Source organism: Ancylobacter vacuolatus, from assembly GCF_030813595.1.
Lineage (GTDB): Bacteria > Pseudomonadota > Alphaproteobacteria > Rhizobiales > Xanthobacteraceae > Ancylobacter > Ancylobacter vacuolatus.
The window spans coordinates 136003-155354 of record NZ_JAUSUH010000012.1 but is presented as its reverse complement, the minus strand read 5'-3'; the positions used below and the strand labels follow the sequence as shown (position 1 = coordinate 155354).

At 67.0% G+C, this 19352-nt stretch carries 30 protein-coding genes; 11 read left to right on the top strand and 19 right to left on the bottom strand.

Annotation, left to right across the window (positions count from 1 at the left end; genetic code table 11):
- The first annotated feature begins 5 nt into the window (after positions 1-5).
- The 4 genes from J2S76_RS21090 (at position 6) to J2S76_RS21075 (ending at position 3946) form a co-directional block, all read left to right on the top strand.
- Complete coding sequence (locus J2S76_RS21090) at positions 6-1892, top strand: ABC transporter permease (protein ID WP_307063767.1); 1887 nt, start codon at positions 6-8, stop codon at positions 1890-1892.
- On the top strand, positions 1889-2659 hold the full coding sequence (locus J2S76_RS21085; RefSeq protein ID WP_307063765.1) for an ABC transporter ATP-binding protein: 771 nt from the start codon (positions 1889-1891) through the stop codon (positions 2657-2659). Before J2S76_RS21090 ends, J2S76_RS21085 begins: the two co-directional genes overlap by 4 nt.
- Entirely contained in the window at positions 2656-3399 is a 744-nt protein-coding gene (locus tag J2S76_RS21080) for an ABC transporter ATP-binding protein (protein ID WP_307063763.1), read from the top strand. The genes J2S76_RS21085 and J2S76_RS21080 overlap by 4 nt, the downstream gene beginning before the upstream one ends.
- Positions 3400-3466: 67 nt before the next feature.
- Complete coding sequence (locus tag J2S76_RS21075; RefSeq protein WP_307063761.1) at positions 3467-3946, top strand: MarR family winged helix-turn-helix transcriptional regulator; 480 nt, start codon at positions 3467-3469, stop codon at positions 3944-3946.
- Here the strand turns inward: J2S76_RS21075 and J2S76_RS21070 are convergent.
- From J2S76_RS21070 to J2S76_RS20990, 17 genes are all read right to left on the bottom strand, one after another.
- Positions 3935-4675: an aspartate/glutamate racemase family protein gene (locus J2S76_RS21070; protein WP_307063758.1), complete on the bottom strand. Its 741-nt coding sequence runs from the start codon at positions 4673-4675 to the stop codon at positions 3935-3937. The two genes, J2S76_RS21075 and J2S76_RS21070, sit on opposite strands and share 12 nt — an antisense overlap.
- 87 nt (positions 4676-4762) lie before the next feature.
- Positions 4763-5482: a glutathione transferase, Atu5508 family gene (gene gst, locus J2S76_RS21065; RefSeq protein ID WP_307063757.1), complete on the bottom strand. Its 720-nt coding sequence runs from the start codon at positions 5480-5482 to the stop codon at positions 4763-4765.
- Positions 5483-5834: 352 nt separating this feature from the next.
- Positions 5835-7001, bottom strand: coding sequence for a tyrosine-type recombinase/integrase (locus J2S76_RS21060; protein ID WP_307063754.1), 1167 nt, complete (start codon positions 6999-7001; stop codon positions 5835-5837).
- Between the two features lie 199 nt (positions 7002-7200).
- Positions 7201-7680: a single-stranded DNA-binding protein gene (ssb, locus tag J2S76_RS21055; RefSeq protein ID WP_307063752.1), complete on the bottom strand. Its 480-nt coding sequence runs from the start codon at positions 7678-7680 to the stop codon at positions 7201-7203.
- Complete coding sequence (locus tag J2S76_RS21050) at positions 7680-7997, bottom strand: hypothetical protein (RefSeq protein ID WP_307063751.1); 318 nt, start codon at positions 7995-7997, stop codon at positions 7680-7682. Before J2S76_RS21050 ends, ssb begins: the two co-directional genes overlap by 1 nt.
- Positions 7994-8140 carry a hypothetical protein gene (locus tag J2S76_RS21045; protein ID WP_307063749.1) on the bottom strand — a complete coding sequence of 49 codons (147 nt, stop codon included), beginning with the start codon at positions 8138-8140 and terminating at the stop codon, positions 7994-7996. Before J2S76_RS21045 ends, J2S76_RS21050 begins: the two co-directional genes overlap by 4 nt.
- Entirely contained in the window at positions 8137-9234 is a 1098-nt protein-coding gene (locus J2S76_RS21040) for a phage Gp37/Gp68 family protein (RefSeq protein ID WP_307063747.1), read from the bottom strand. The genes J2S76_RS21045 and J2S76_RS21040 overlap by 4 nt, the downstream gene beginning before the upstream one ends.
- Positions 9227-9454: a hypothetical protein gene (locus tag J2S76_RS21035; protein ID WP_307063745.1), complete on the bottom strand. Its 228-nt coding sequence runs from the start codon at positions 9452-9454 to the stop codon at positions 9227-9229. Before J2S76_RS21035 ends, J2S76_RS21040 begins: the two co-directional genes overlap by 8 nt.
- Positions 9451-9585, bottom strand: a complete 135-nt coding sequence (locus J2S76_RS21030; RefSeq protein ID WP_307063743.1) for a hypothetical protein — start codon at positions 9583-9585, stop codon at positions 9451-9453. The genes J2S76_RS21035 and J2S76_RS21030 overlap by 4 nt, the downstream gene beginning before the upstream one ends.
- A complete protein-coding gene (dnaN, locus tag J2S76_RS21025; protein WP_307063741.1) occupies positions 9582-10706 on the bottom strand; it encodes a DNA polymerase III subunit beta in 1125 nt (374 codons plus the stop codon). The genes J2S76_RS21030 and dnaN overlap by 4 nt, the downstream gene beginning before the upstream one ends.
- A gap of 189 nt (positions 10707-10895) precedes the next feature.
- Positions 10896-11870 carry a DUF2303 family protein gene (locus J2S76_RS21020; protein WP_307063739.1) on the bottom strand — a complete coding sequence of 325 codons (975 nt, stop codon included), beginning with the start codon at positions 11868-11870 and terminating at the stop codon, positions 10896-10898.
- A gap of 25 nt (positions 11871-11895) precedes the next feature.
- On the bottom strand, positions 11896-12240 hold the full coding sequence (locus tag J2S76_RS21015; protein WP_307063737.1) for a YfdP family phage-associated protein: 345 nt from the start codon (positions 12238-12240) through the stop codon (positions 11896-11898).
- Between the two features lie 24 nt (positions 12241-12264).
- Complete coding sequence (locus J2S76_RS21010; RefSeq protein WP_307063735.1) at positions 12265-12498, bottom strand: hypothetical protein; 234 nt, start codon at positions 12496-12498, stop codon at positions 12265-12267.
- Positions 12495-13157 (bottom strand): hypothetical protein, encoded by a 663-nt coding sequence (locus tag J2S76_RS21005; protein WP_307063733.1) that lies wholly within the window; start codon positions 13155-13157, stop codon positions 12495-12497. The genes J2S76_RS21010 and J2S76_RS21005 overlap by 4 nt, the downstream gene beginning before the upstream one ends.
- Positions 13154-13441 carry a hypothetical protein gene (locus J2S76_RS21000; protein WP_307063731.1) on the bottom strand — a complete coding sequence of 96 codons (288 nt, stop codon included), beginning with the start codon at positions 13439-13441 and terminating at the stop codon, positions 13154-13156. Before J2S76_RS21000 ends, J2S76_RS21005 begins: the two co-directional genes overlap by 4 nt.
- A complete protein-coding gene (locus tag J2S76_RS20995) occupies positions 13441-13965 on the bottom strand; it encodes a hypothetical protein (protein ID WP_307063729.1) in 525 nt (174 codons plus the stop codon). The genes J2S76_RS21000 and J2S76_RS20995 overlap by 1 nt, the downstream gene beginning before the upstream one ends.
- A gap of 151 nt (positions 13966-14116) precedes the next feature.
- Complete coding sequence (locus J2S76_RS20990; protein ID WP_307063728.1) at positions 14117-14869, bottom strand: hypothetical protein; 753 nt, start codon at positions 14867-14869, stop codon at positions 14117-14119.
- 161 nt (positions 14870-15030) lie between these two features.
- Here J2S76_RS20990 and J2S76_RS20985 point away from each other — a divergent pair, with 161 nt between their 5' ends.
- Entirely contained in the window at positions 15031-15489 is a 459-nt protein-coding gene (locus J2S76_RS20985; protein WP_307063725.1) for an HIRAN domain-containing protein, read from the top strand.
- Between the two features lie 24 nt (positions 15490-15513).
- On the opposite strand, the gene J2S76_RS20980 is transcribed toward J2S76_RS20985, so the two are convergent.
- Positions 15514-15849 carry a helix-turn-helix domain-containing protein gene (locus J2S76_RS20980; protein ID WP_307063723.1) on the bottom strand — a complete coding sequence of 112 codons (336 nt, stop codon included), beginning with the start codon at positions 15847-15849 and terminating at the stop codon, positions 15514-15516.
- Here J2S76_RS20980 and J2S76_RS20975 point away from each other — a divergent pair.
- The 6 genes from J2S76_RS20975 to J2S76_RS20950 are packed head-to-tail and all read left to right on the top strand — an operon-like array spanning position 15848 to position 18681.
- Positions 15848-16222: a transcriptional regulator gene (locus J2S76_RS20975; protein WP_307063721.1), complete on the top strand. Its 375-nt coding sequence runs from the start codon at positions 15848-15850 to the stop codon at positions 16220-16222. The two genes, J2S76_RS20980 and J2S76_RS20975, sit on opposite strands and share 2 nt — an antisense overlap.
- Entirely contained in the window at positions 16219-16719 is a 501-nt protein-coding gene (locus tag J2S76_RS20970; protein ID WP_307063719.1) for a hypothetical protein, read from the top strand. Before J2S76_RS20975 ends, J2S76_RS20970 begins: the two co-directional genes overlap by 4 nt.
- A complete protein-coding gene (locus tag J2S76_RS20965) occupies positions 16719-17108 on the top strand; it encodes a hypothetical protein (RefSeq protein WP_307063717.1) in 390 nt (129 codons plus the stop codon). The genes J2S76_RS20970 and J2S76_RS20965 overlap by 1 nt, the downstream gene beginning before the upstream one ends.
- 3 nt (positions 17109-17111) lie before the next feature.
- Entirely contained in the window at positions 17112-17339 is a 228-nt protein-coding gene (locus J2S76_RS20960) for a hypothetical protein (RefSeq protein ID WP_307063715.1), read from the top strand.
- Entirely contained in the window at positions 17336-18079 is a 744-nt protein-coding gene (locus J2S76_RS20955) for a hypothetical protein (protein WP_307063713.1), read from the top strand. The genes J2S76_RS20960 and J2S76_RS20955 overlap by 4 nt, the downstream gene beginning before the upstream one ends.
- The gene (locus tag J2S76_RS20950) at positions 18079-18681 is read left to right on the top strand and encodes an MT-A70 family methyltransferase (protein ID WP_307063712.1); all 603 of its coding nucleotides are present in this window, start codon (positions 18079-18081) and stop codon (positions 18679-18681) included. Before J2S76_RS20955 ends, J2S76_RS20950 begins: the two co-directional genes overlap by 1 nt.
- On the opposite strand, the gene J2S76_RS20945 is transcribed toward J2S76_RS20950, so the two are convergent.
- Entirely contained in the window at positions 18663-19328 is a 666-nt protein-coding gene (locus J2S76_RS20945) for a hypothetical protein (RefSeq protein ID WP_307063710.1), read from the bottom strand. The genes J2S76_RS20950 and J2S76_RS20945 overlap by 19 nt on opposite strands.
- Positions 19329-19352 lie beyond the last annotated feature (24 nt).

The following is a 19352-nucleotide window of genomic DNA, read 5'->3' as shown; positions in this document are numbered from 1 at the left end:
ACTTCATGTCGTTCGAGGCGCTGCTGTTTCAGGCGGTCAACGGCTTCGCCTCGGCCTCCGGCCTGTTCCTCGTCGCGGCGGGGCTGTCGATCATCTTCGGCGTCACCCGCATCGTGAACATGGCGCATGGCTCCTTCTACATGCTGGGGCTCTATCTCGCCGTGACGCTGGCGCCGCTGCTGGGAGAGACCTTCGGCGGCGCGCTGGGATTCTGGGGCGGCATTCTCGGGGCGGCGCTGGTGACGGCGGCGCTCGGCGCGCTGGTGGAGGTGGTGCTGCTGCGGCGCATCTATGCCGCGCCCGAGCTCTACCAGTTGCTCGCCACCTTCGCCCTGCTGCTCATCATCAACGACGCCACGCTCTATTTCTGGGGACCGGAGGACATTCTCGGGCCGCAGGCGCCGGGGCTGTCGGGCTCGGTCGAGTTCCTTGGCCGGCGGCTGCCGGAATACGACATCTTCCTTGCCCTCATGGGTCCCATCGTCCTCATCGTCCTCCACATTACCCTCACGCGCACCCGCTTCGGCCGGCTGATCCGGGCCGCGACGCAGGACCGCGACATGGTCGCCGCGCTTGGTATCAACGAGGCGCTGCTGTTCACCGCCGTGTTCGCGCTGGGCACCGGCATCGCCGGCTTCGGCGGCGCGCTGCAAATGGCGCGCGAGCCGGCCAATCTCGCCCTCGACCTCTCCGTCCTGGGCGACGCCTTCGTGGTGGTGGTGGTCGGCGGCATGGGCTCGATCCGCGGCGCCTATCTCGCCGCCCTGCTGGTGGCGGAGGTGAAGGCGCTGTGCACGGCACTGGGGCTTGTGGAGGTCGGCGGCTTCACCTTCAACATGTCGCGGCTGACCCTGGTGGCGGAGTTCCTCGTCATGGCGGTGGTTCTGGTGCTGCGCCCGCACGGCCTGTTCGGCCGGCCGCAGCCGGCGCAGGCCCGGCGCGGAGAGGCCGAGGCGCCACTTGTGCCGCTCGGCCGGACCGGCCGCCTCATCGCCCTGGCGGTTCTAGTGTGTTTCGCCGGCATACCCCTGCTCGGCGCCGTCGCCAGCTACGCCCCGGTGCTGGCGCTGGACATGGTGATCGCGGCTCTGTTCGCCGCCTCGCTGCATCTGCTCATGGGCCCCGGCGGCCTCGCCTCCTTCGGCCACGCCGCCTATTTCGGCCTCGGCGCCTATGGCACCGCCTATGCCGCGACCGTGCTCGGCCTGCCGACCCCGCTGGCCTTCGCCGTCGGCATGGCGACGGCAGCGGCCGGCGCGGTGCTGTTCGGCTGGTTCTGCGTGCGGCTGGAAGGCGTGTATTTCGCCATGCTGACGCTGGCCTTCGCGCAGATCGTGTGGTCGATCGCCCATCAATGGGAAGAGGTCACCGGCGGCTCGAACGGGCTGTTCGGCGTCTGGCCCGACCCGCCCTTCGACAGCGCCAACGGGCTCTATCTCGCCGCGCTGGGCGTGACCGTGTTGGGGCTGGCTCTCATCCGCCGGTTGGTCTTCGCGCCCTTCGGCCTCGCTTTGCGGGCGGCGCGGGATTCACGCCTGCGGGCGGAAGCCTCCGGCATCGCCGTGGAGAAAGTGCGCTGGCTCGCCTTTGCCATCGCCGGCACGCTGTGCGGCGCGGCGGGCGGGCTGTTCGCCTTCGCCAAGGGCTCGATCTCGCCGGAAGCGATCTCGGTCGGGCGCTCCATCGACGGGCTGGTGATGGTGCTGCTCGGCGGCGTGCACAGCCTAATGGGGCCGCTCCTCGGCGCCGGCGGGCTGACCCTGCTGCAGGACATGGTGATGCGCGAGAGCCCCTATTGGCGTGGTCTGCTTGGCCTGATCATCCTCCTCATCGTCCTCATTTTCCCCTCCGGATTGGCCGCCGGATTGCCCCGCAAAAGGGGGGCGCCATGAGCCCTCCCGTGCTGGAAGTCTCAGCGCTGACAAAGCATTATGGCGGCGTGCACGCGCTGGACGGCGTCACCTTCTCCATCGCCCGCGGCGAATTGCTTGCACTCATCGGCCCAAACGGCGCCGGAAAATCCACCTGCTTCAACATCCTCAACGGCCAGCTGCGGCCGGATTCGGGCTCTGTGCGCCTCTACGGGCGCGATATTACCGGCCTCGCGCCGCGCCGCATCGCCCGGCTGGGGGTGGGGCGCACCTTCCAGGTCGCCACCGTCTTCGCCTCGATGACGGCGCTGGAGAATGTGCAGATGGCGCTCATCGCCGCGCGCGGGCAGGTCTTCGGGCTCTGGTCGCCGGCGCGCCGCATGGGACGCGAGGACGCGCTTGCCCTTTTGGAACAGACCGGCATGGCGGCACTGGCCGAACGCCCCGCCGCCACCCTCGCCTATGGCGATGTGAAGCGGCTCGAACTCGCCATGGCGCTGGCCGGCGACCCCGCCCTGCTGCTGATGGACGAACCCACGGCCGGCATGTCGGGCGATGAGCGGCAGGCGATGATCGCGCTCGTGCGCCAGCTCACCCGCGCGCGCGGCCTCGCCGTGCTGTTCACCGAGCACGCGATGGACGTTGTGTTCGGCCATGCCGATCGTGTGGTGGTGCTGGCGCGCGGCCGTCTCATCGCCGATGGCAGCGTCGAGGCGGTACAGAGCGACCCGGCGGTGCGCCAAGTCTATCTCGGCGGCGCCCCCGCCTCCATCAGCGAGGCACCATGAGCGCGACCCCTCCCCTGCTGCTTGAGATCGAGGGCCTCGACGCCTGGTATGGCGAGGCACAGATCCTGTTCGGCCTCGCGCTTCAGGTCGCGGCGGGCGAGGCCGTCGCGCTGGTCGGCCGCAACGGCGTCGGCAAATCCACCACGATGAAGGCCATCATGGGCCTTGTGCGCCGACGGGCCCACCGACTGGCTTTTCGCGGCAGCGATCTCGCGGCGCTTCCTACCCATGCCATCGCCCGTCTCGGCATCGGCTATGTGCCGGAAGATCGCCGGATCTTCGCCGAGCTCACCGTGCGGGAAAATCTCGATCTCGGCCGCCGCCCGCGCCCGCCCGGCGCAACCCTGCCGGACTGGTCGATAGACGCGGTATTCGATCTCTTCCCCCAGCTCGCCGACATGCGCGCGCGCCTCGGCGGACAGATGTCCGGCGGCGAGCAGCAGATGCTGGCGGTGGCCCGTGCGCTTGTCGGCAATCCGGCGCTGCTGCTGCTCGACGAGCCCTCGGAAGGGGTGGCACCGATTGTCGTGGAGCATATGACCCGCGCGCTCTTGCGGCTGAAGGCGGGCGGCCTTTCCTTGCTGATCTCCGAGCAGAGTTCGGATCTATGCGCGGCGATCTGCGACCGGGGCTATCGCATTGAGCAGGGGGCATTGCGCGTGCACGGTCCGATAACCACACGGGCGCCAGATATTCCGCCGAATGCACAACCGGCATCACCGACTGCGTCACCTCTCTGACAATTTGCATTTGCGAGCCGGCTGGGTTGTGCTCTCATGGTTTGCGGTATTGGGGGAGGTTACGGTCATGAACAGGGGCGGTCCGGACCAGCCGGACGGCGCCGGTGGCGAAGGTGGCGCTGCCTATCGGCTCGACGAGCAGGTGGGCTTTCTCATGCGCGTCGCCAGTCAGCGCCATACCGCACTCTTCGCCGCGCGGATGATCGAGGGATTGACCCCACCGCAATTTGCCACCCTGGCCAAGCTGCGCGAAATCGGCCCTTGCTCGCAGAACCATTTGGGACGGCTGGTCCACCTCGACGCCGCCACCATCAAGGGCGTGGTCGACCGGCTGCAGGCGCGCGCGCTGCTGGTCATTGCCGACGACCCACTCGACCGGCGCCGCCGCGCCGTTGACCTCTCCGTTCGCGGTCGCGAGGTCACCGACGCCGCCATTGTTGTCGCTCGGGACATCTCGGCCGCAACCCTCGAATCACTCACCCCCCCGGAACGCGAGCAGGCCGTACGGTTGCTGCGCAAGCTCGGCGCAGGCGACTCAATCGCCTGAGGGGGCGAAATCGGCCAGCCGGCCGCTATAGGCCTTGGCGCGCGGAGCGGCATAGGCCCCGCTCTTCGAGGTGACGAGCCCGACCCGCACCAGCCCCTCGGCCAACGCCACCGCGCTCGCCACGCCGTCGATAACAGGCACGCCATGCGCCTCGCCGAGCGCGCGGGCGAGATCCGCCATGCCGGCACAGCCCAGCACAATTGCCTCCGCCCGGTCCTCGCGCACCGCCCGGCCGACTTCCTCCGAGATGCGGGCGCGCGCATCTGAGGCAGGATCCTCCAGCTCCAGCACCGCCACTTCCGAGGCCCGCACACGGGCGCAGCGCCGTTCGAGACCCGAGCGCAGCAGATTGGCCTCGATGACAGGGATGGAGCGCGACAGCGTCGTCACCACGCTGAAGCGATGGGCAATGAGGCTGGCGAAATGGAACCCGGCCTCGCCGATGCCGACCACGGGGGCACGGGCGAGGCTGCGGGTCGCGTCAAGCCCGGTATCGTCGAAACAGGCGATGATGTGCGCATCGACGCCCGACGCCTCCGCCTGCGCAACAGCCGCCAGCAGGCCGGGCAGGGCGAGGGCGTCGTCGTAGTGACCTTCGATCGAGGCCGGCCCCATGGTCGACGTCGCCTCGACGATCTCCGTCCCCGGTGCGGCCACCGCTCGCGCCGCCGCCGCGATCTTCTCGGTCATGGAGCGGGTGGTGTTCGGATTGACGAGATGGATGCGCAAGGGAGAAGCCCGGGAATAGGAGAATCCGCAGCCTTTTCTAGCACGGCCCGGCACGAAGGTGGAACGCACGCGGCCGCTCTCCCAAGCTCAGGCGCCGCCTCCGCTCTGTCCCCCGAGGACCTGCCGCAGCGAGGTTTCGATCTCGCCGCCGCAATAGGCAGTGCCGTAAAGCTCGAACGACCTCTGCCGCAGCGCCGCAAGCGCCGGAACCGCCGCCACGCGCCGCGTCAGAGCCGCAAGGCACGGCGCGTGCGTCTCCAGCACTTCCTGGATGGCCGGAAACCGCTCGCCCATGGTCGACCACAAGGTGCTGGTGACGATATCGGCCACCCCGGGCTCTGCCGTGCCGAGCAGATAGCCACGTTCCTCGATGAGTCCATGGCGGAGGCCGGTCGCCTCCCCTATCGTCATCCAATGGATCAGCCGGGGCACGTAGGCCTCCCATTTCGCCCGGGTCCACATCTGCCGCCCTCCGTTCAGCGTCACTTCGTCGAGCACGTCATTGGCGTCATTGACCACTTTCACCGTCAGCGCCCGCCGCCCCGCCTCGTTCGCGATGAGGCCAAGCGTCTCGCCGAGATAGAGGGCGATGGCGGGCATCTGCGACAGGGCAAGGCCGGAACTGCGTTCAATGAGAACCGGCGGCCCCATGAAGGCGACCGGCTGACGCGCGGGCGGGCGCTGCATCAACGCCTCGATCTCGTCCGCCCCGTGCTCGTCCCAGCTCTTGCCGGCATAGGCCATCAGGGCGCGGATGAACTGACCGCGAAACGGCACTGGCCAGTAGTAGAAATCATAGTCGCTCACCTATGGCTCCTTCGGTACGCACCCCTCCGATAAACCCACGGATCAGGCGTCGGTTCGACCGGACAGCACACCGCCAGCACGCCAGACCGATGCGTGCCAGGTGGACGGTATGGGAAAGACTGCGTCATGTCCCTTCATGCCAGGTTTGGCATGGCCGCTGCCGACGGCAGACCTCGAGCGAGATTGAGGCGGCTCGACTGCAAGCCGCGAATAGAATGGCTGGGGCGGGAGGATTCGAACCTCCGCATGGGGGAATCAAAATCCTCGGGCGCTTCTGCCTAACGCATTGATTATATGAGATATTCACCAAGTATCCCCTTGCACTGTGCCGGCTATTGTGCGGGCGGGGCGGTTACGAACCTGCGACCGCCCCTTTTTTAGACCGTCGACCTTGTTGAGGTTTTACAACGGGTTGAGCCTGCGCGGGCTGTGCCGGCGGCTCTGTGCCGGGATTTGTGCGGCCGACTGCCGAGCGACGCGTTTCGACTTCGAGGAAGGCATAGGCCTTTTCGGTCTGCACCACGCTGGCATGGCCGAGCTGGTCGCGCACCATGGCGATGGTGAAGCCGTGATCCTGAAGCAGGCGGCAGCCATGGGTGCGGCGCAGATCATGCCAGATGAGATCGGAGACGCCGGCCCGCTCGGCGGCCATCTTGAGGCCGCGCAGCATGTGATTGAACCGGCTGCCGTCCTTCTCTACCCGCGAGATGCGCCGCGGTTCGGTCGGGCCTATTGCCTTCGGGCCGCCGTGGAAAAACACATAGGGCGAGCGGATGTGCCGGGGCATGCTTTTCAGCACCTCGACCGCCGGATCGAGCAGGATCACGACGCGGTCGCGCTTGCCCTTCGCGATCTCTTTCGGAATCACCACCTGCTTGCGCGCCAGGTCGACGCGGTCCCATGTCAGGCCCCATTGCTCTTCCGAGCGCAGGCCGGAATTGATGGCGACGATGATGGCGGCGCGCACGCGCGGAATGGCGCCTTCCAGCAGGCGGGCTTCCTCCACCTTGGATAGATAGCGGGTGCGGGGCGGGCTTTCCTTCAGGCCGCGCTTCTTGCGCGCGCGCAGGAACGCCGAGACGGGGTTGACCTCCACCCACTCTTTCTCGATGGCGAAGCCATAGATGGAAGACAGGCAGGCGAGATCGCGGCGCACGGTGGGTGCCGAGGCGCCCCGGGTGCGGCGCCAGGTTTCAAACTCGCGCAACTCGGCGGTGCCGATGGCCGTGAGCAGCTTTTCGCCCATCTGCTCGGTGAGCCATTTGATAGACGAGTAATAGCGCTTGACCGAGCCGGGGCGCAGGGTTGGCCCGTGTTCGCGCAGGAACAGGTTGCAGGCGGTGTCGACGGTGATCTTGGGGCGCTTGCCCCACTTCTCGCCGTCTAGTTCGTCGAGCCATGTCCTAAGGCGATCGCGAGCGACGCTTTCAGATCGAGTTTCGAGGGAGCGCCGAAACTCTTCCCCGCCCTTTTGCGCCCGGCCCCACCAGATTTCGCCGCGCCTGTATATGTTGGCCATTCGCTCACCTGCCTGCGCTGCGCATCCCACCAGCGGGCGACGACATCGGGATCGAACACCCAGCGGCCGTGCGGCCCGAAAGGCTGCCGGGCGCCGGGTACCTTGCCCATGGCGGCGAGCCGCGTCCAGTGCCGTGACGTAAAGCCGTAGCGCTCGACCAGCACTGAGACGGGGATAGGCTTCGCCATGCTACCCTCTCCTAGAACGGAATCTCGTCGTCCATATCCGCCGAGCCGCCCGTGTCGCCGAAGCTTCGGGTGGCGCCGGCGGTTTCGCGCGGCGGGTCGGTGCGGGTGTAATCGTCCGGCGAGCCTCGGGAGCCGGTGTCCTGGCGATCGAGCAGGGTGATTTCGCCCCGGAAGGGGCGCAGCACCACCTCGGTGAAATAGCGTTCCACGCCCGCCTCGTTGACGTGCTTGCGCGTCTCTATCTGCCCCTCGACATAGACCTTGCTGCCCTTGCGCAGACACTGCTCGGCGACCTTGATCAAGGGCTCGTTGAAGATGACGACGCTGTGCCACTGGGTGCGCTCCTTGCGCTCGCCCGTATCCTTGTCGCGCCAGGTTTCCGAGGTGGCGAGGCGCAGCGAGGCGATGCGCCCGCCATTCTGGAAGGTGCGGATTTCCGGATCGCGACCGAGATGGCCGATCAGGATTGCCTTGTTGACGCTGCCGGCCATTAGAAGGGGTCCTCCGATTCGAGTGCGGTGCGGGCGCTGCGCGCCTCATCGATAAGGGCGAGAGCTTCGACGCGCGGGGATGGGGGCGGCGGCGGGGGCGGCTCTTGTTTCAAGCGCGGCTTCACTCGGAACATGCGTTCCTTGAGGCGCTTCACCCTGGCGATGTCGCGCTCAAGGCTCGCCTGCCCCTTGCTGTCACCGGCCTTCTTGGCATCCAGGCGCCACGTGCGAAGGCTGCCCTCCCAATGCCAGAGCGCCATCGTCATGATGTCGAGCTGTTCCCGCGAGAGCGGGACAGGAATCGTGACCGGTTTCATGGCGCCGTCTCCCGCCCGTCGCGGAGCTTGGCGCGCTTGGCCTCGAAGGCGTCAGCAATCTCGGCAAGGTGGCGGACGAAGGATGCCGGGGACCAGACCGCCCAGGTGACGAGGTAGATTGCCGTGAAGCTAAGGCCGCTCATAGCCGCGCCTCCGGCATGTCGTTGTGCATGACGCCGTCGAGCAGGCGGCCGGCGGCACGCTTGCCGACTCGGCGCATGACGTGGAAGCGCTCGCCGTGGAAACCCGTGCCGCCGGCGAGATTGAGCCATGTGTGAGGGGCGCGATCGGCGAACTTGAAGCTGTAATCAAGGCGCCAATCGGGATCGTTGCGCTCGCGATCTACCGCCGCTTCCCACTCGCCCCACTGCTTGAAGAAAAACGCGGTGCCGGCGGCTGCGCACTGGTCGCGCAGGGAGCGCGCCCAATCCGGGTGCATGGGGCGCGCCTTGGGGCCGCTTTCGCCGCCTGATATGACGAGATCGAGCTTGGCGGTTTCCTCGGACGGGCCGAAGCGCAGGCCGCGCAGGGAATCGTGCCAATCGGTGATCGTGCCACGGTCGCCGCGTCGCTCATTCAGCGAGAACAGATTGACCGGCCCCAGCAGAGGCTCGGCGCTGATGAAGCGGACAGCGGCGGGGGTGGCGAGCAGATCCGGCACGCGCTCGTCGGCGCGGCGCTGATCCTCGGTGGAGACGCCGAGCCAGACGTTCGGGAGGGGCCATTCGCCGGGCGTTTCTGGCCGCCAATCCTCGCCCGTAAGCGCGGCAGCGGCTTCCTGTATCCGCTCCGCCCCCGGCATGGGCGGGCCGCGGCTGCACCATGTCTCCCGGACCTCGGAGACATATGCCCGCATCCGTGCCGAGCGCTTGGTGAGCACCATGAAGGTGTGCTGCGGGGCCATCGCCATGACAGCGAACACCTGGTCGATCCACGCGTCAGGCGCATCTTCGTGGAACAGGTCGCTCATGGAATTGACGAAGATGCGGCGTGGGCGGCTCCAGCGCAGGGGCTGGGTGAGGATGTGATCGGGCGCCAGGGCGAGCTTGCCCGACCAGACTGCGCCGGACTTGGTTTTCTGCGTCGTGCCGGCATAGTGCGTGCCGGGCTGCATGGCCTCGATCCGCGCGGCCTGCTTCATGGCGTAGCAGTTGGTGCAGCCGGGCGAGACGATGCTGCACCCGACGATGGGATTCCATGTCGAATCCGCCCATTCGATGCCGGTGTGATCAGCCATGGGAAGTGCCCTCCTCTTCCCCGCGTGCCGGCACCTTTGTGTTGGGGTGGCGCCAGACGGGCGGCATGGGGAATTCGGCGGTGATGGTGGCGGCGAGCCTGTCGAGCGCCGGCCGGGCTTCGGCCGTGAGCAGCGGGGCGATGGCACCGCGCAGGCGGGCGATTCCGTCGCGGGCGCCGGCGACATAGGCGCGGCGGTGACGGCGGCTGTTCTTGCTCATGAGGCACCTCCGAACAAAGCGGCCAGCGCGCGCGGGATGAGGGCGGTGTGCTGGAGATCGAGCGCCACCAGGCAGAGCGCGAGGAAGCCGAGCAGCACGCGGGTGATGGGGCGGGCGGGGTTGTCGCTCATGAAACCCTCATCGGCATGAGGACGCAGAGCGCGTCGCTGGCTTCGGGGCGGCGGAGGATGGTGGGGGAGCCGGGATCGGCGAGCGCGATCTCGATGGGGCCGGTTTTGGCCGTGGCGTTCAGCAGATCGACGACGTATTTGCCGTTGAAGCCGATGATGATGTCGTCGGCCGCATAGGCGATATCGACCTCTTCGGACGCGGAGCCCCCGCCTTCGGCGTTGATGACATCCAGCACCAGCTTGCCGGCGCCGAAGGTGAACTTGACCGCCCTGCCCCGCTCGCTGGCTACGGTGCCGACGCGATCGACGGCGGACAGCAGTTCCTCGGCCTGCAGGGTGGCGACATGCGCGTTGCCCAGCGGAATGACGCGGCCATAATCGGGGAACGTGCCGTCGATGAGCTTGGTGGTGAAGCGCGCCTTGCCCAGCGTGGCGGCGAGCTTGACCGGGGACAGAAGCAGCGCCAGCGGCGCCTTGTCCGCCGCCTGGGCGAGGCGCTCCAGTTCGTCAACCGCCTTGCGGGGCACGATGACGCCCGGGAATTCCGGCAAGCCTTCGACCGTGAGAGAGGCGAGCGAGAGGCGGTGCCCGTCCGTCGCCACCAGGCGCAGGCGATCGGCCACCTGCGGGTCGCGGTGCAGGTAAATGCCGTTGAGGTAATAGCGCGTCTCTTCCGTCGAGATGGCGAACTTCACCCGCGCCAGCGCATCGGCCAGCGCGTGGCCGGGGATATCGAACGCCACGCCGTCTTCCAGCCGGCCGAGGCTGGGGAATTCCGAGGCCGGCAGCCAGTTGAGTGCGAAACGGGAGCGGCCGGCGCGCAAGGTGGCGGTGCCGTTGTCGGTGGACACTTCCAGCTTGATCTGCACGCCTTCGGGTAGCTTGCGGACGATGTCGAGCAAGGTCTGCGCCGGCAGGGTGGCTTCGCCCTCGGCAGCGCATTCGGCCGGCAGGCTGTCCTCGATCTCGATATCAAGATCGGTGGCGATGAGGGTGAGGCGCCCGCCTTCCGCCCGCAGAAGCACGTTCGCCAGAATGGGGATGGTGTTGCGGCGCTCGACGGCGCGATGGGCGCGCTGGAGCGCGGCGAGGAAGGCGGCGCGCTCGACGGTGATGTTCATGATCTGCGTCTCGCGTGAGGGGAAAAGGTGAGCCGGGCGGTGGGGCTGGGGGAGCGGGATCACCGCCCGGCTCGACGCGGCGCTTTGGGGGCGCGCCGCGATGGGGATGGAAAAGCCGGGCGGCGGAGGAGGGCGCCGCCCGGCAGGTGTCCCGGCGCCCCGCCAAAGGCACCGGGGGGAGGAACGGGATCAGGTTTCGGGGGAGCCTTCGAAGGTGGGCAGCATCGTTTCCTTGGCGACGCGGTTGAGATCGTCGCGCACGCGCTCGGTGACGAAAGTGTCCGGCCGGTAAAGCAGGATGCTCCACACCACCTTTCCGCCGCCGGCGCGGTAGCGCAGGCTGACCGGCATGCGGACCGGCTCGCCGCCGAAAAACGGCGCCACGGTGAGAAGGAAGGCGCCGGGAACCTTGAGCGGCTTGCCGTCATGATCCTTGTGGGTTTCTTCCCAGCTGATCTGGCCTTCGCCGCTTTCGAGCGTAACCGCCTGCTTGACGGCGGATTCGACATGGACCTGCAGGCCGCGCGAGAGGCGGATCAAGTCGGCCGGGGAGGCAACCGTGGTCTCGAATTCACGCTCGATCGCGATGCGCTCGGGGTCGAAGGGGGCCGCAAGCTCGGCGAGGTGATCGCGAATGAATTCAGCGAAGCGGCCCTGCTCCATCCACTCGCCGTGCGCTTGCGTCCACGCCTTCCACTCATTGGAGAGAGGGAATTCATAGGCCACGCGGTGCTTGAGGTTGGCCGGCGTGCCGATTGCCGTTTCGCCCGCGAGCGACGACGGCTCTTCCACGATGGCGTTGAGGCCGTGATAGTCGATGACCGCCTGGAAGCCCGGCTTCTCCCAATTGGTGTCGGCGAAAACGGCGCTGTCCGCCGTCTTGTGGCGGTTCACCAGGTCGATGAAGCTGGTGAGGGTGAGCGCACGGGCGGTGCCGGTCTTGCGGCGGGGATGGTCGCGGTAGGCCTCGAACAGGCTGGCCACGCTGTTGAGCGCGGGCGTGGTGCCATGGTGGATGGCGACCGGGATCGCCTCCGGCACCCCTTCCAAGCCCGGCGGCGCGATCAGGTTGACGATCTCGACGCCGCGCGCCTGATGGGCAAGCGCGACCAGTTCTTTAATGCCCTCGGCTCCGGAGGGGATCGACGTGACTTGCTGGCCCATGGGGCGCTCCTGTGTTGCGAGGGGTTCAGCCGGCGGCGGGCTCGCGCGCGTTCACACCGCGCGGGCCGGAAAACATGTTCATCTGCTGGGGATGCTCGGTGCTGATGGCACCGTCGGTCATCACCCAATACATGGAGGCGCCGCGCTTCTTCTTCGGCAGCGCCACCTTGATGTCGCCGGTGATGGCGAGGATGCCGCCCTCCTGTTCAAGGTTGAGCACCAGCGTGACGGTGCCCTTGGCCTTGCCCTTCTGGCCGGCGCGCTCCTTGATGGCGGCGTTTACGCGCAGGATTTCGGCCGACAGTTCGGCGGCAAGATCGCCGTCGTCGACCATGCCGACGATCTGCAATCCATCATGGACAATGGCCATGGGGTTCTCCTGAGGCGGCTGCGGTCAGCCGTGGTTGGTGATGAAGAGATCGAGATCGGCGAGCAGGCTGGGCTGCATGGCGGCCCGGGCGACCTTCTTGGCGCGCTCGGCGGCGCGGGCTTCCTCGGCCAGCTGAACCTGCAGTTGGCGCGTGGTGGTGCGCTTCAGCTGCTGGGCGACGGCGGCGCGAGACGCGTGGGCCTTGCGGCGTGCGGCATAGTCGGCCGCGAGGCGCTGGCGATCATGGGCGAGGCTCATGCGGACCTCCGGCTGACGGGCGCGGTGCGGGCGCTTTGCGCGCGGGCGCCGGGCAGATGGCTGATGAAAAGCTCGTGCAGCGCGAGGGCGGCAGCGGCTGGCGGCAGAAGGCGCTGGCGGGTGGAAAGCGGGAACACGGCCTCGATGGCGGCGCCCCACCGCATGGGCGGGGGGGCGAGGAAATCCCGCCGCTCGGTGTTGAGGGCGACGATGTCGCAATGCTTGACGAAGGCATGCTCCGCCTCATTGGGCGGGGCGATGCCGGCGGCGGCATAGATGGCAGCGTCGTGCCGGCGCTCCACCTCGGCCATCACCTGGCGCAGCGTGTCCTCGGCGGCGGCGCCGAACATTTCCCGCGCGACGGCGAACTCCATCGCCTTAACCGGGGTGGCCTTGTCGCCGATGCGGCTCTCATGCGCATCGTGCAGCAGCACCAGCGCCCTCTCCCGCTCGGTGGCGCCGGCACGCTCGGCGGCGCGGTAGGCGATGAGCGTGTGATTGGCGACCGAGACGGCGACGGTGGAGGCGCCGACATAGCGGTTGATCAGGGCGAGCTGGTCCGCGATCTCGGCAAAGCTCACCTGATCCGCGCGGGGCTCGACCAGATCGAGCGCGCGGCCATAGCGGGACTGCTTCCAGACGCGGGGGGTGAGGCTCATGCCGTGCCCTCGGTCTTGAGGCGGGCTGTATGGCTCGCCTGTATGGCGCGCGCCGTGTCGATTACGCCGCTACGGATCACCTCCAGACAGTCATGCACGAAGGCTTCGGGGTCCTGCGCCGTCGCGGCCGCGCTGCCGACCATGATGCCAAGCATCATGGTGCCAATCGAGAACGCGGCGGAGGCGGGGTCGGAGGGTTCGGCCCGCACGCCTTCCGCCATGGCGGTGTTGACATGGCCCCGCGCCATCATCACCAGCGGCGCGCCTTTGGGGTCGGTGCCCATCACGCGGCCTCGCAGACGCGGGCGGCCTCGGTGGCGGCTTTCCGGGCCTGCCAATAGCGGGCCTGCGCGACCTTCATCGCCTCGGCCAGCTGGGCGGCGGTGATGGCTGCCTCGGCGATCTCGGCGCTGGTGTAGCCTTCGCAGGCGAGCGTATCCGGCATGACGTGGATGCCGGCGAGATCGAGGCGGCGCATATCCAGCGCCATGCGGTCCACCAGCGCCTCATAGGTGGGGGCGCGGTCCACAAGGCGGCGGGTGTCGGCACACTCGGCGACCATCTGCGCGAAGCAGTGGGCGTCGCCGCTGGCGGCCATCCAGTCATCAACCGCGAAGACGTGGTTGCCGAAGGCGAAGGCGCCGCCTTCCGCCGGGGTGGCGCGGAAATGCGCGTCGCGCATGGCGAAGCCCATGGCGAGCACCAGGCCGTGGCGCTCGATCAGCCCATCGGCCTCGGTGTGGGGCGCGACAAGGCCGTGGCGGCGGAAGAAGGCGACAAGCGCCGATTCATGGTGGGCGGGGTGCATGCGTCGCTCCCAATCGCGTGGATTGGGGCGGAGGTTGCATTAAACTCAACACCTCGTCAATGACAAAGTTGCAGTTAATGCAACATCTCAGCCATGGGACATGCAACCCGGCCTCGCGGGAGCTCAGAACGCCCGCGAGGTGGCCTGCCCTTCAGCTTGCAGGCGCCTTTTGGGCGACATCGATCTGATGCACATCGCTGCCGATAACGACTGTTATCCGATACTGCTTGCCGGATTCCGTTGCCGTTGGCTTGGCGAAATGGACCTGGCCCCCGATCCACTCCCCGGGCATGACCGTGTTGTCCTTCAGCACTTGGTTTTCAAGCGCGGCGAGGCTTTGCTGACCGCGCTCAATGACCGCCGACGTCATTGCGGCGTTCTCATATGCGGCAGCGTTCCGCGCCATCGACGCGGCAGCCGGGCTGTATCCAGACGTGTAGACCGTTGCCGGACCTCGCGGCGTGTATATGGTTGATTGACTATTATAATATCCAGCGTTGCTGGCTGAGATGGTGTTTGCCGCAGATGAAACGCCAGTCAATATAATAGCGACCGCTTGGCGCGTTTGTTCCTCCTTTACCAAATCCTCGTAGGTGAACACCTTTAGTGAACCAATCGGCTCGCCATTATTTGTTTGTTCTACGGAAACATTCGATACCGAAAGAAGAGTTGGCGCCGACCCGGCATTGTAGGCGGCAACCACGAAGACGGGCCGCGCCATCGGGTCCATCTCCCGCTTGGCCGGCCTCACCATCACAATGGACGAAGCTTTCTTAGAGACAAGAGCGGGGCTGCCATCTCGCACGATGGCTTCCTGTCCCGCAGATGGTGTGAATTCTGCCTTTTCTGTCGTTACACAGCCGGCAACGGCCAACGCCGTCGCGGCAACCAATATTAACCGCATGCCACTCCCCCAACCTATGGCTGAATGCTGGCGTATCGGCGCCCATGAGTCGAGCGGCAAAACATGTCTTCGGCTCGCCCTGGGCCGCTCGCCCACATTGGATTTGGCACGGGTCAACGATAGTCTGATCTGTAGGCTGTGCCGGGTTGGGGTGGTAGGCGATGACGATGGGCGAAGGGCTGCTGGTTCTAATTGTCATTGTGAGCCTAGCGGCCTGGGCTTTCATGCGCTTTGCGCGACCGAAAGGACGGCGGGTGATCCGCTATATCGGCGATGGCTCATTTGCCGAGAACATCGTTGGCGAGAGCAATTACCAAGCCGAACTGGAAAGCTTTGTTGGCCGTTCGGAAGATGGCGCTGAGTTCATGATTGATGCCTGGCTGGTGCCAGAGCCAGACAACCGGCATGATCGCAAAGCAATTCGCGTTGACATCATGGGCAGGACGGTCGGTTATATTCCTCGCGATGCCACCTCCTATTATCACGCCGGGCTTAAGGGAGGGCGCGGCCGCTGCCGTGCGATGATTGTAGGCGGCTGGGATCGAGGCTCGCGCGGCAAGGGGAGTTTTGGCGTCAAGCTTGATGTCAAAAGCAGGACCCTGTTCGAAGTGATCTCATAGAGGGCGGCAGCCCTCACCTCGTTATCAGGCCCGCCTGCGGGGGAACGCCGCTTCAAGTGCCGTGATCATGCGGCCCCGCTCATCTTCCGACCTATCTGCGAAGAACCGGGCCAGCCAGTCTTCGTCGGGATGGCGGAAGAGAGCCACCGGCTCGTCAAGGTGAAAGGCTTCGACCAGAGCCGACAGGTAGCGCTCGCCCGGAACCACACCTTCGTTGAACCAGCGGGACACCAAGCCCTTATCAGCGCCGGTTTTGCGCGCCACATCTGCCTGCGTCATGCCGCGCTTTTCCGCCCACTCCCTGATGTAGTGGAGACGGGGCGGCGTCTTGCCCGCATGAATCGTGTCGCGTTGCACCATGCGCAACATTTTGCACCTGCGAGGCATCCTGTCGTTAAATCGGGATGCAACAGCCGGCTTGACGGGCGGTTGCACAAAATGCAACATCGCGATCATGAGCACCGAGCCCCCTCTTCGTCTGTATCGCGAAGCCAACGGCCATAGCGTGGCATCGCTGGCACGTCTCGTCGGCGTGAACCGCAGCACGTTTCTTCGTTGGGAAGAGCGCCGCGTCCCCGCCGAGCGCGTGCTCGATGTGGAGCGCGTGACCGGCGTGCCGCGCCATGAGTTGCGGCCTGACCTCTATCCCGCGCCGACCCTTGCACCCGCTGCATCAGGCGAAAACGATAATCCGGCGGTGGAAAGTCTCACCCCAGAGGAGTGCGGCGAATGACCAAGCGGCCCGTCATCGGCTCGGCGCATGAGGCGCTTGACCGGATGTTCGACCAGATCGGCCGCGCGCATGGGCCGAATGGTTCGCCGAGCGAAGGCATGCTGGTGGCGGTCGGCTTTCTCAACATCGCGCGCTCGACGCTGTACCGGCAGATGGACCCGGACCAGCCGGGCGAGTTCGCCTTTGCCCATGCCTGCCAGCTGGCGGAGCGCTATGGCTGCACGGAAGGCGCGGCGTATCTGGCCGCGTGCGCCGGCGGCTTTTTCGTGCCTGCCCCCCCGGAGGGTGACGCGGCGGTGCAGCTGACCGCCGAGGCGATGCGCGAGACGAGCGAGGCGGCGGCCAAGATATTCGCCAGCGCGGCGATTGATTCCGAGGGCGGGGTGGAGATTACCCCTGCCGAGGCGCGGGCCGCCCTGCCTGACGTGCGCGACGCGCTGATGGCGATGTCGAGCCTCTATGCCCGGCTTTCCGCCAAAGCGAATGGGGTGCGGTGATGAGGCGGCAACCGCGCGGCTGGACAGCGGAGATGGACGCGGCGCTGTGCCGGATGCGCCATGCCGGGCTGAACTATGCGGCCATTGCCGCCCGCCTGCAGGCTGAGGGGCTGGGCACGCGCTCGCGCGACGCGGTGAAGGCGCGGGCGTTCCTGCTCGGCATCGCGGCCGAGACCGGAGCGCCGGAGCCGCTGGACTGCCGCGCCGGCAACGGCGCCGACCCGCTGCTGGCGGCGCTTGCCGCCGCGCACAAGGCGGCACCGGCCGATGCCGCGCCGCCGCCCTTCGATGCCCGCCCGCTGCGCTGGCGCGGGCTGCTGCCGAATGCCGGCTGTGCCGGCAGCCCGGCCTCGCAATGCGCCGAGATCGGCGACACGGGGAAATGGTGAGCCATGCTCGCGCGCACCCCGATCGTTTTCATCGTCAAGCGGCCGTGGCGGCGGGTGGTGCCCGTGGTGCGCCGCATGCACGCGCTGGGGCGCCCGCGCTGGGAGATCGCCCAGCGGCTGCGCATCAGCCCCCGCTATGTCGAGCGGGCCTTGTCGAGCGGCGGCGGCGTTTGGGCGCCGGACCATTGGGCGCGGCTGACCGAAGCGCTGGCGCGGGAGATGGGGCGGTGAGCGAGATCGATCAGGACGGCATCACCACCTTCACCCGGCGCCCGACCTCCGCCGACGACCCGGGCGGCACCTTCCGCCGGATCACATGCCGGTGCTGCCCCAACGCTTTCGAGATGCGGGCGCGGCGCTTCATGGGGCGGGTGCCGGACCTTGAGGGCGAAGTGCTGCCGGAGGCGAAAAAGGCCGGCTGGGACGTGCTGCACGGTGCGCGCAAGGCCGTGTGCCCCCGCTGCCTTTCCCTCCAGTCGAAGGCCAAGGCCAGGAAAGAGGCGAAGATCATGGTTGCGAAGATGCCGACCCCGATGCCGCGCGCGCCGCAGGCCGAGCCGGCAGCCCTGAAGGCTGTCCCGGCAGGCAAGGCGGAGGCGCCGCCTGCCATGGATATCGATGCGGCCTTCCTGATCCGCGACAAGCTGGGCGAGGTGTATCTGGACGCGCAGCGTGGCTATGGCGAGGGCTGGACTGACAAGCGGGTGGCGGAATCGCTGACCGTGCCGCGCGACTGGGTGCGGCAGGTGCGCTGCAAGGTTTATGGCGCCGGCAGCGCCGGCGGGGCGGAGGATTTCGCCCCCGTGCTGGCCGAGGCGCGCGCCGCGCTGGCGGCGGCGAAGGACCTGACCGAACAGGGCCTGAAGGTGCAGCAGGAAATGGCGGTGTTCGACCGCGCGCGCGGCGAGGTGCTGGCGCAGGTGGGGCGGCTGGAGCGCCGGCTGGCCGATATCGAAAAGGCGGTCGGGTGATGGGCTGGCCTTTCGCCCCCCTGCACATGTTCGCCTATGACGTGGTCGAGCTCGACCCGCCGTGGCACTTCGACCTGTATTCGGCGAAGGGCGAGGCGAAGTCGCCGCAGGCGCAATACGCGACCATGTCGCTGGCCGATATCGCCGCGCTGCCGGTGGGCAACCTGCTGTCGCCGGGCGGCGTGTGCGTGATGTGGACGACGTGGCCGCTGGTGGCGATCGGCGCGCATGTCGAGATCATTCGTGGCTGGGGGCTAAAGCCGGTGACCGGCGGCGGCTGGGCCAAGCGCACGGCCAGCGGCAAGCTGCAATGGGGGCCGGGCTATGTCGCCCGTTCGCTGCACGAGCCTTACATCATCGCCCGCCTGCCCGGCGGCGACTGGAGCGGGGCGAGCTTTCCCAACCTTGTGGAGACGCTGGAAGCGGATTCGCTGGACGGGCTGGCGCGCGAGCATTCCCGAAAGCCCGATGAATTCTATGCCCGTTGCGAGGCGGCATGGCCGCAGGCGCGGCGCGCCTCGCTCTTCTCCCGCCAGGCGCGTGCCGGCTGGGATGTGTGGGGCAATGAAGCGGGCAAGTTCGATCAGGTGGGGGGGGTGTGATGATCGCTCATGACGGCCTTCAGCCCAACCAGACTGGAACTAATCTGGTTGAAACTTATTGCGGCGGTACCAGAGATGAATATAGCGATAGCTTGTTGTGTATCGTCTATTGCCGTCATCACGCCGTGTGGATGAAGAAGGTTAAGTTTATCTACGACGTTCGCTTCCGCATTCATAATGGGCCGAACGTATATGCTGCATTCGAGGTTCACGACCGAAAGAGCGACCTCTGCGTCAACCCGGGATGGCGCGACACGGCCGTTGTCGCGCAGCGACTTAAGGTCAGAGAATGCCAGCACTCTGCGGTTAGCATCGGTATTCATAAGGGCGGCGTTAGCGGCCTGGAGTGCTTGGTCGCAGAACAGTTTTGCACTGTTCGCGTACGCCCAGAGCATCTGAAGTGCACGCCGCTTTTCTTCAGCCTTTCGCTGCCGTTCTCCGTCCGCTTGCAAATAGTAAACAAGAAGGGCTGCCCCGGCCGCGACGACTGTGAACGCCCCGCCGATTACGTTTCCAGCAAGACTGACCCATATCGGGCTCAATTCGGTCGCCCAGCGATTTGGTGCCTCTCCAAACGCGGAAAACATAGCCGCACCCAGCAAGAGCAAGGGAAAGCAGCAGACAATAGCAGCCATGAACTTCAGCAAGCGGTCGAGCATCCACCAAAGTTG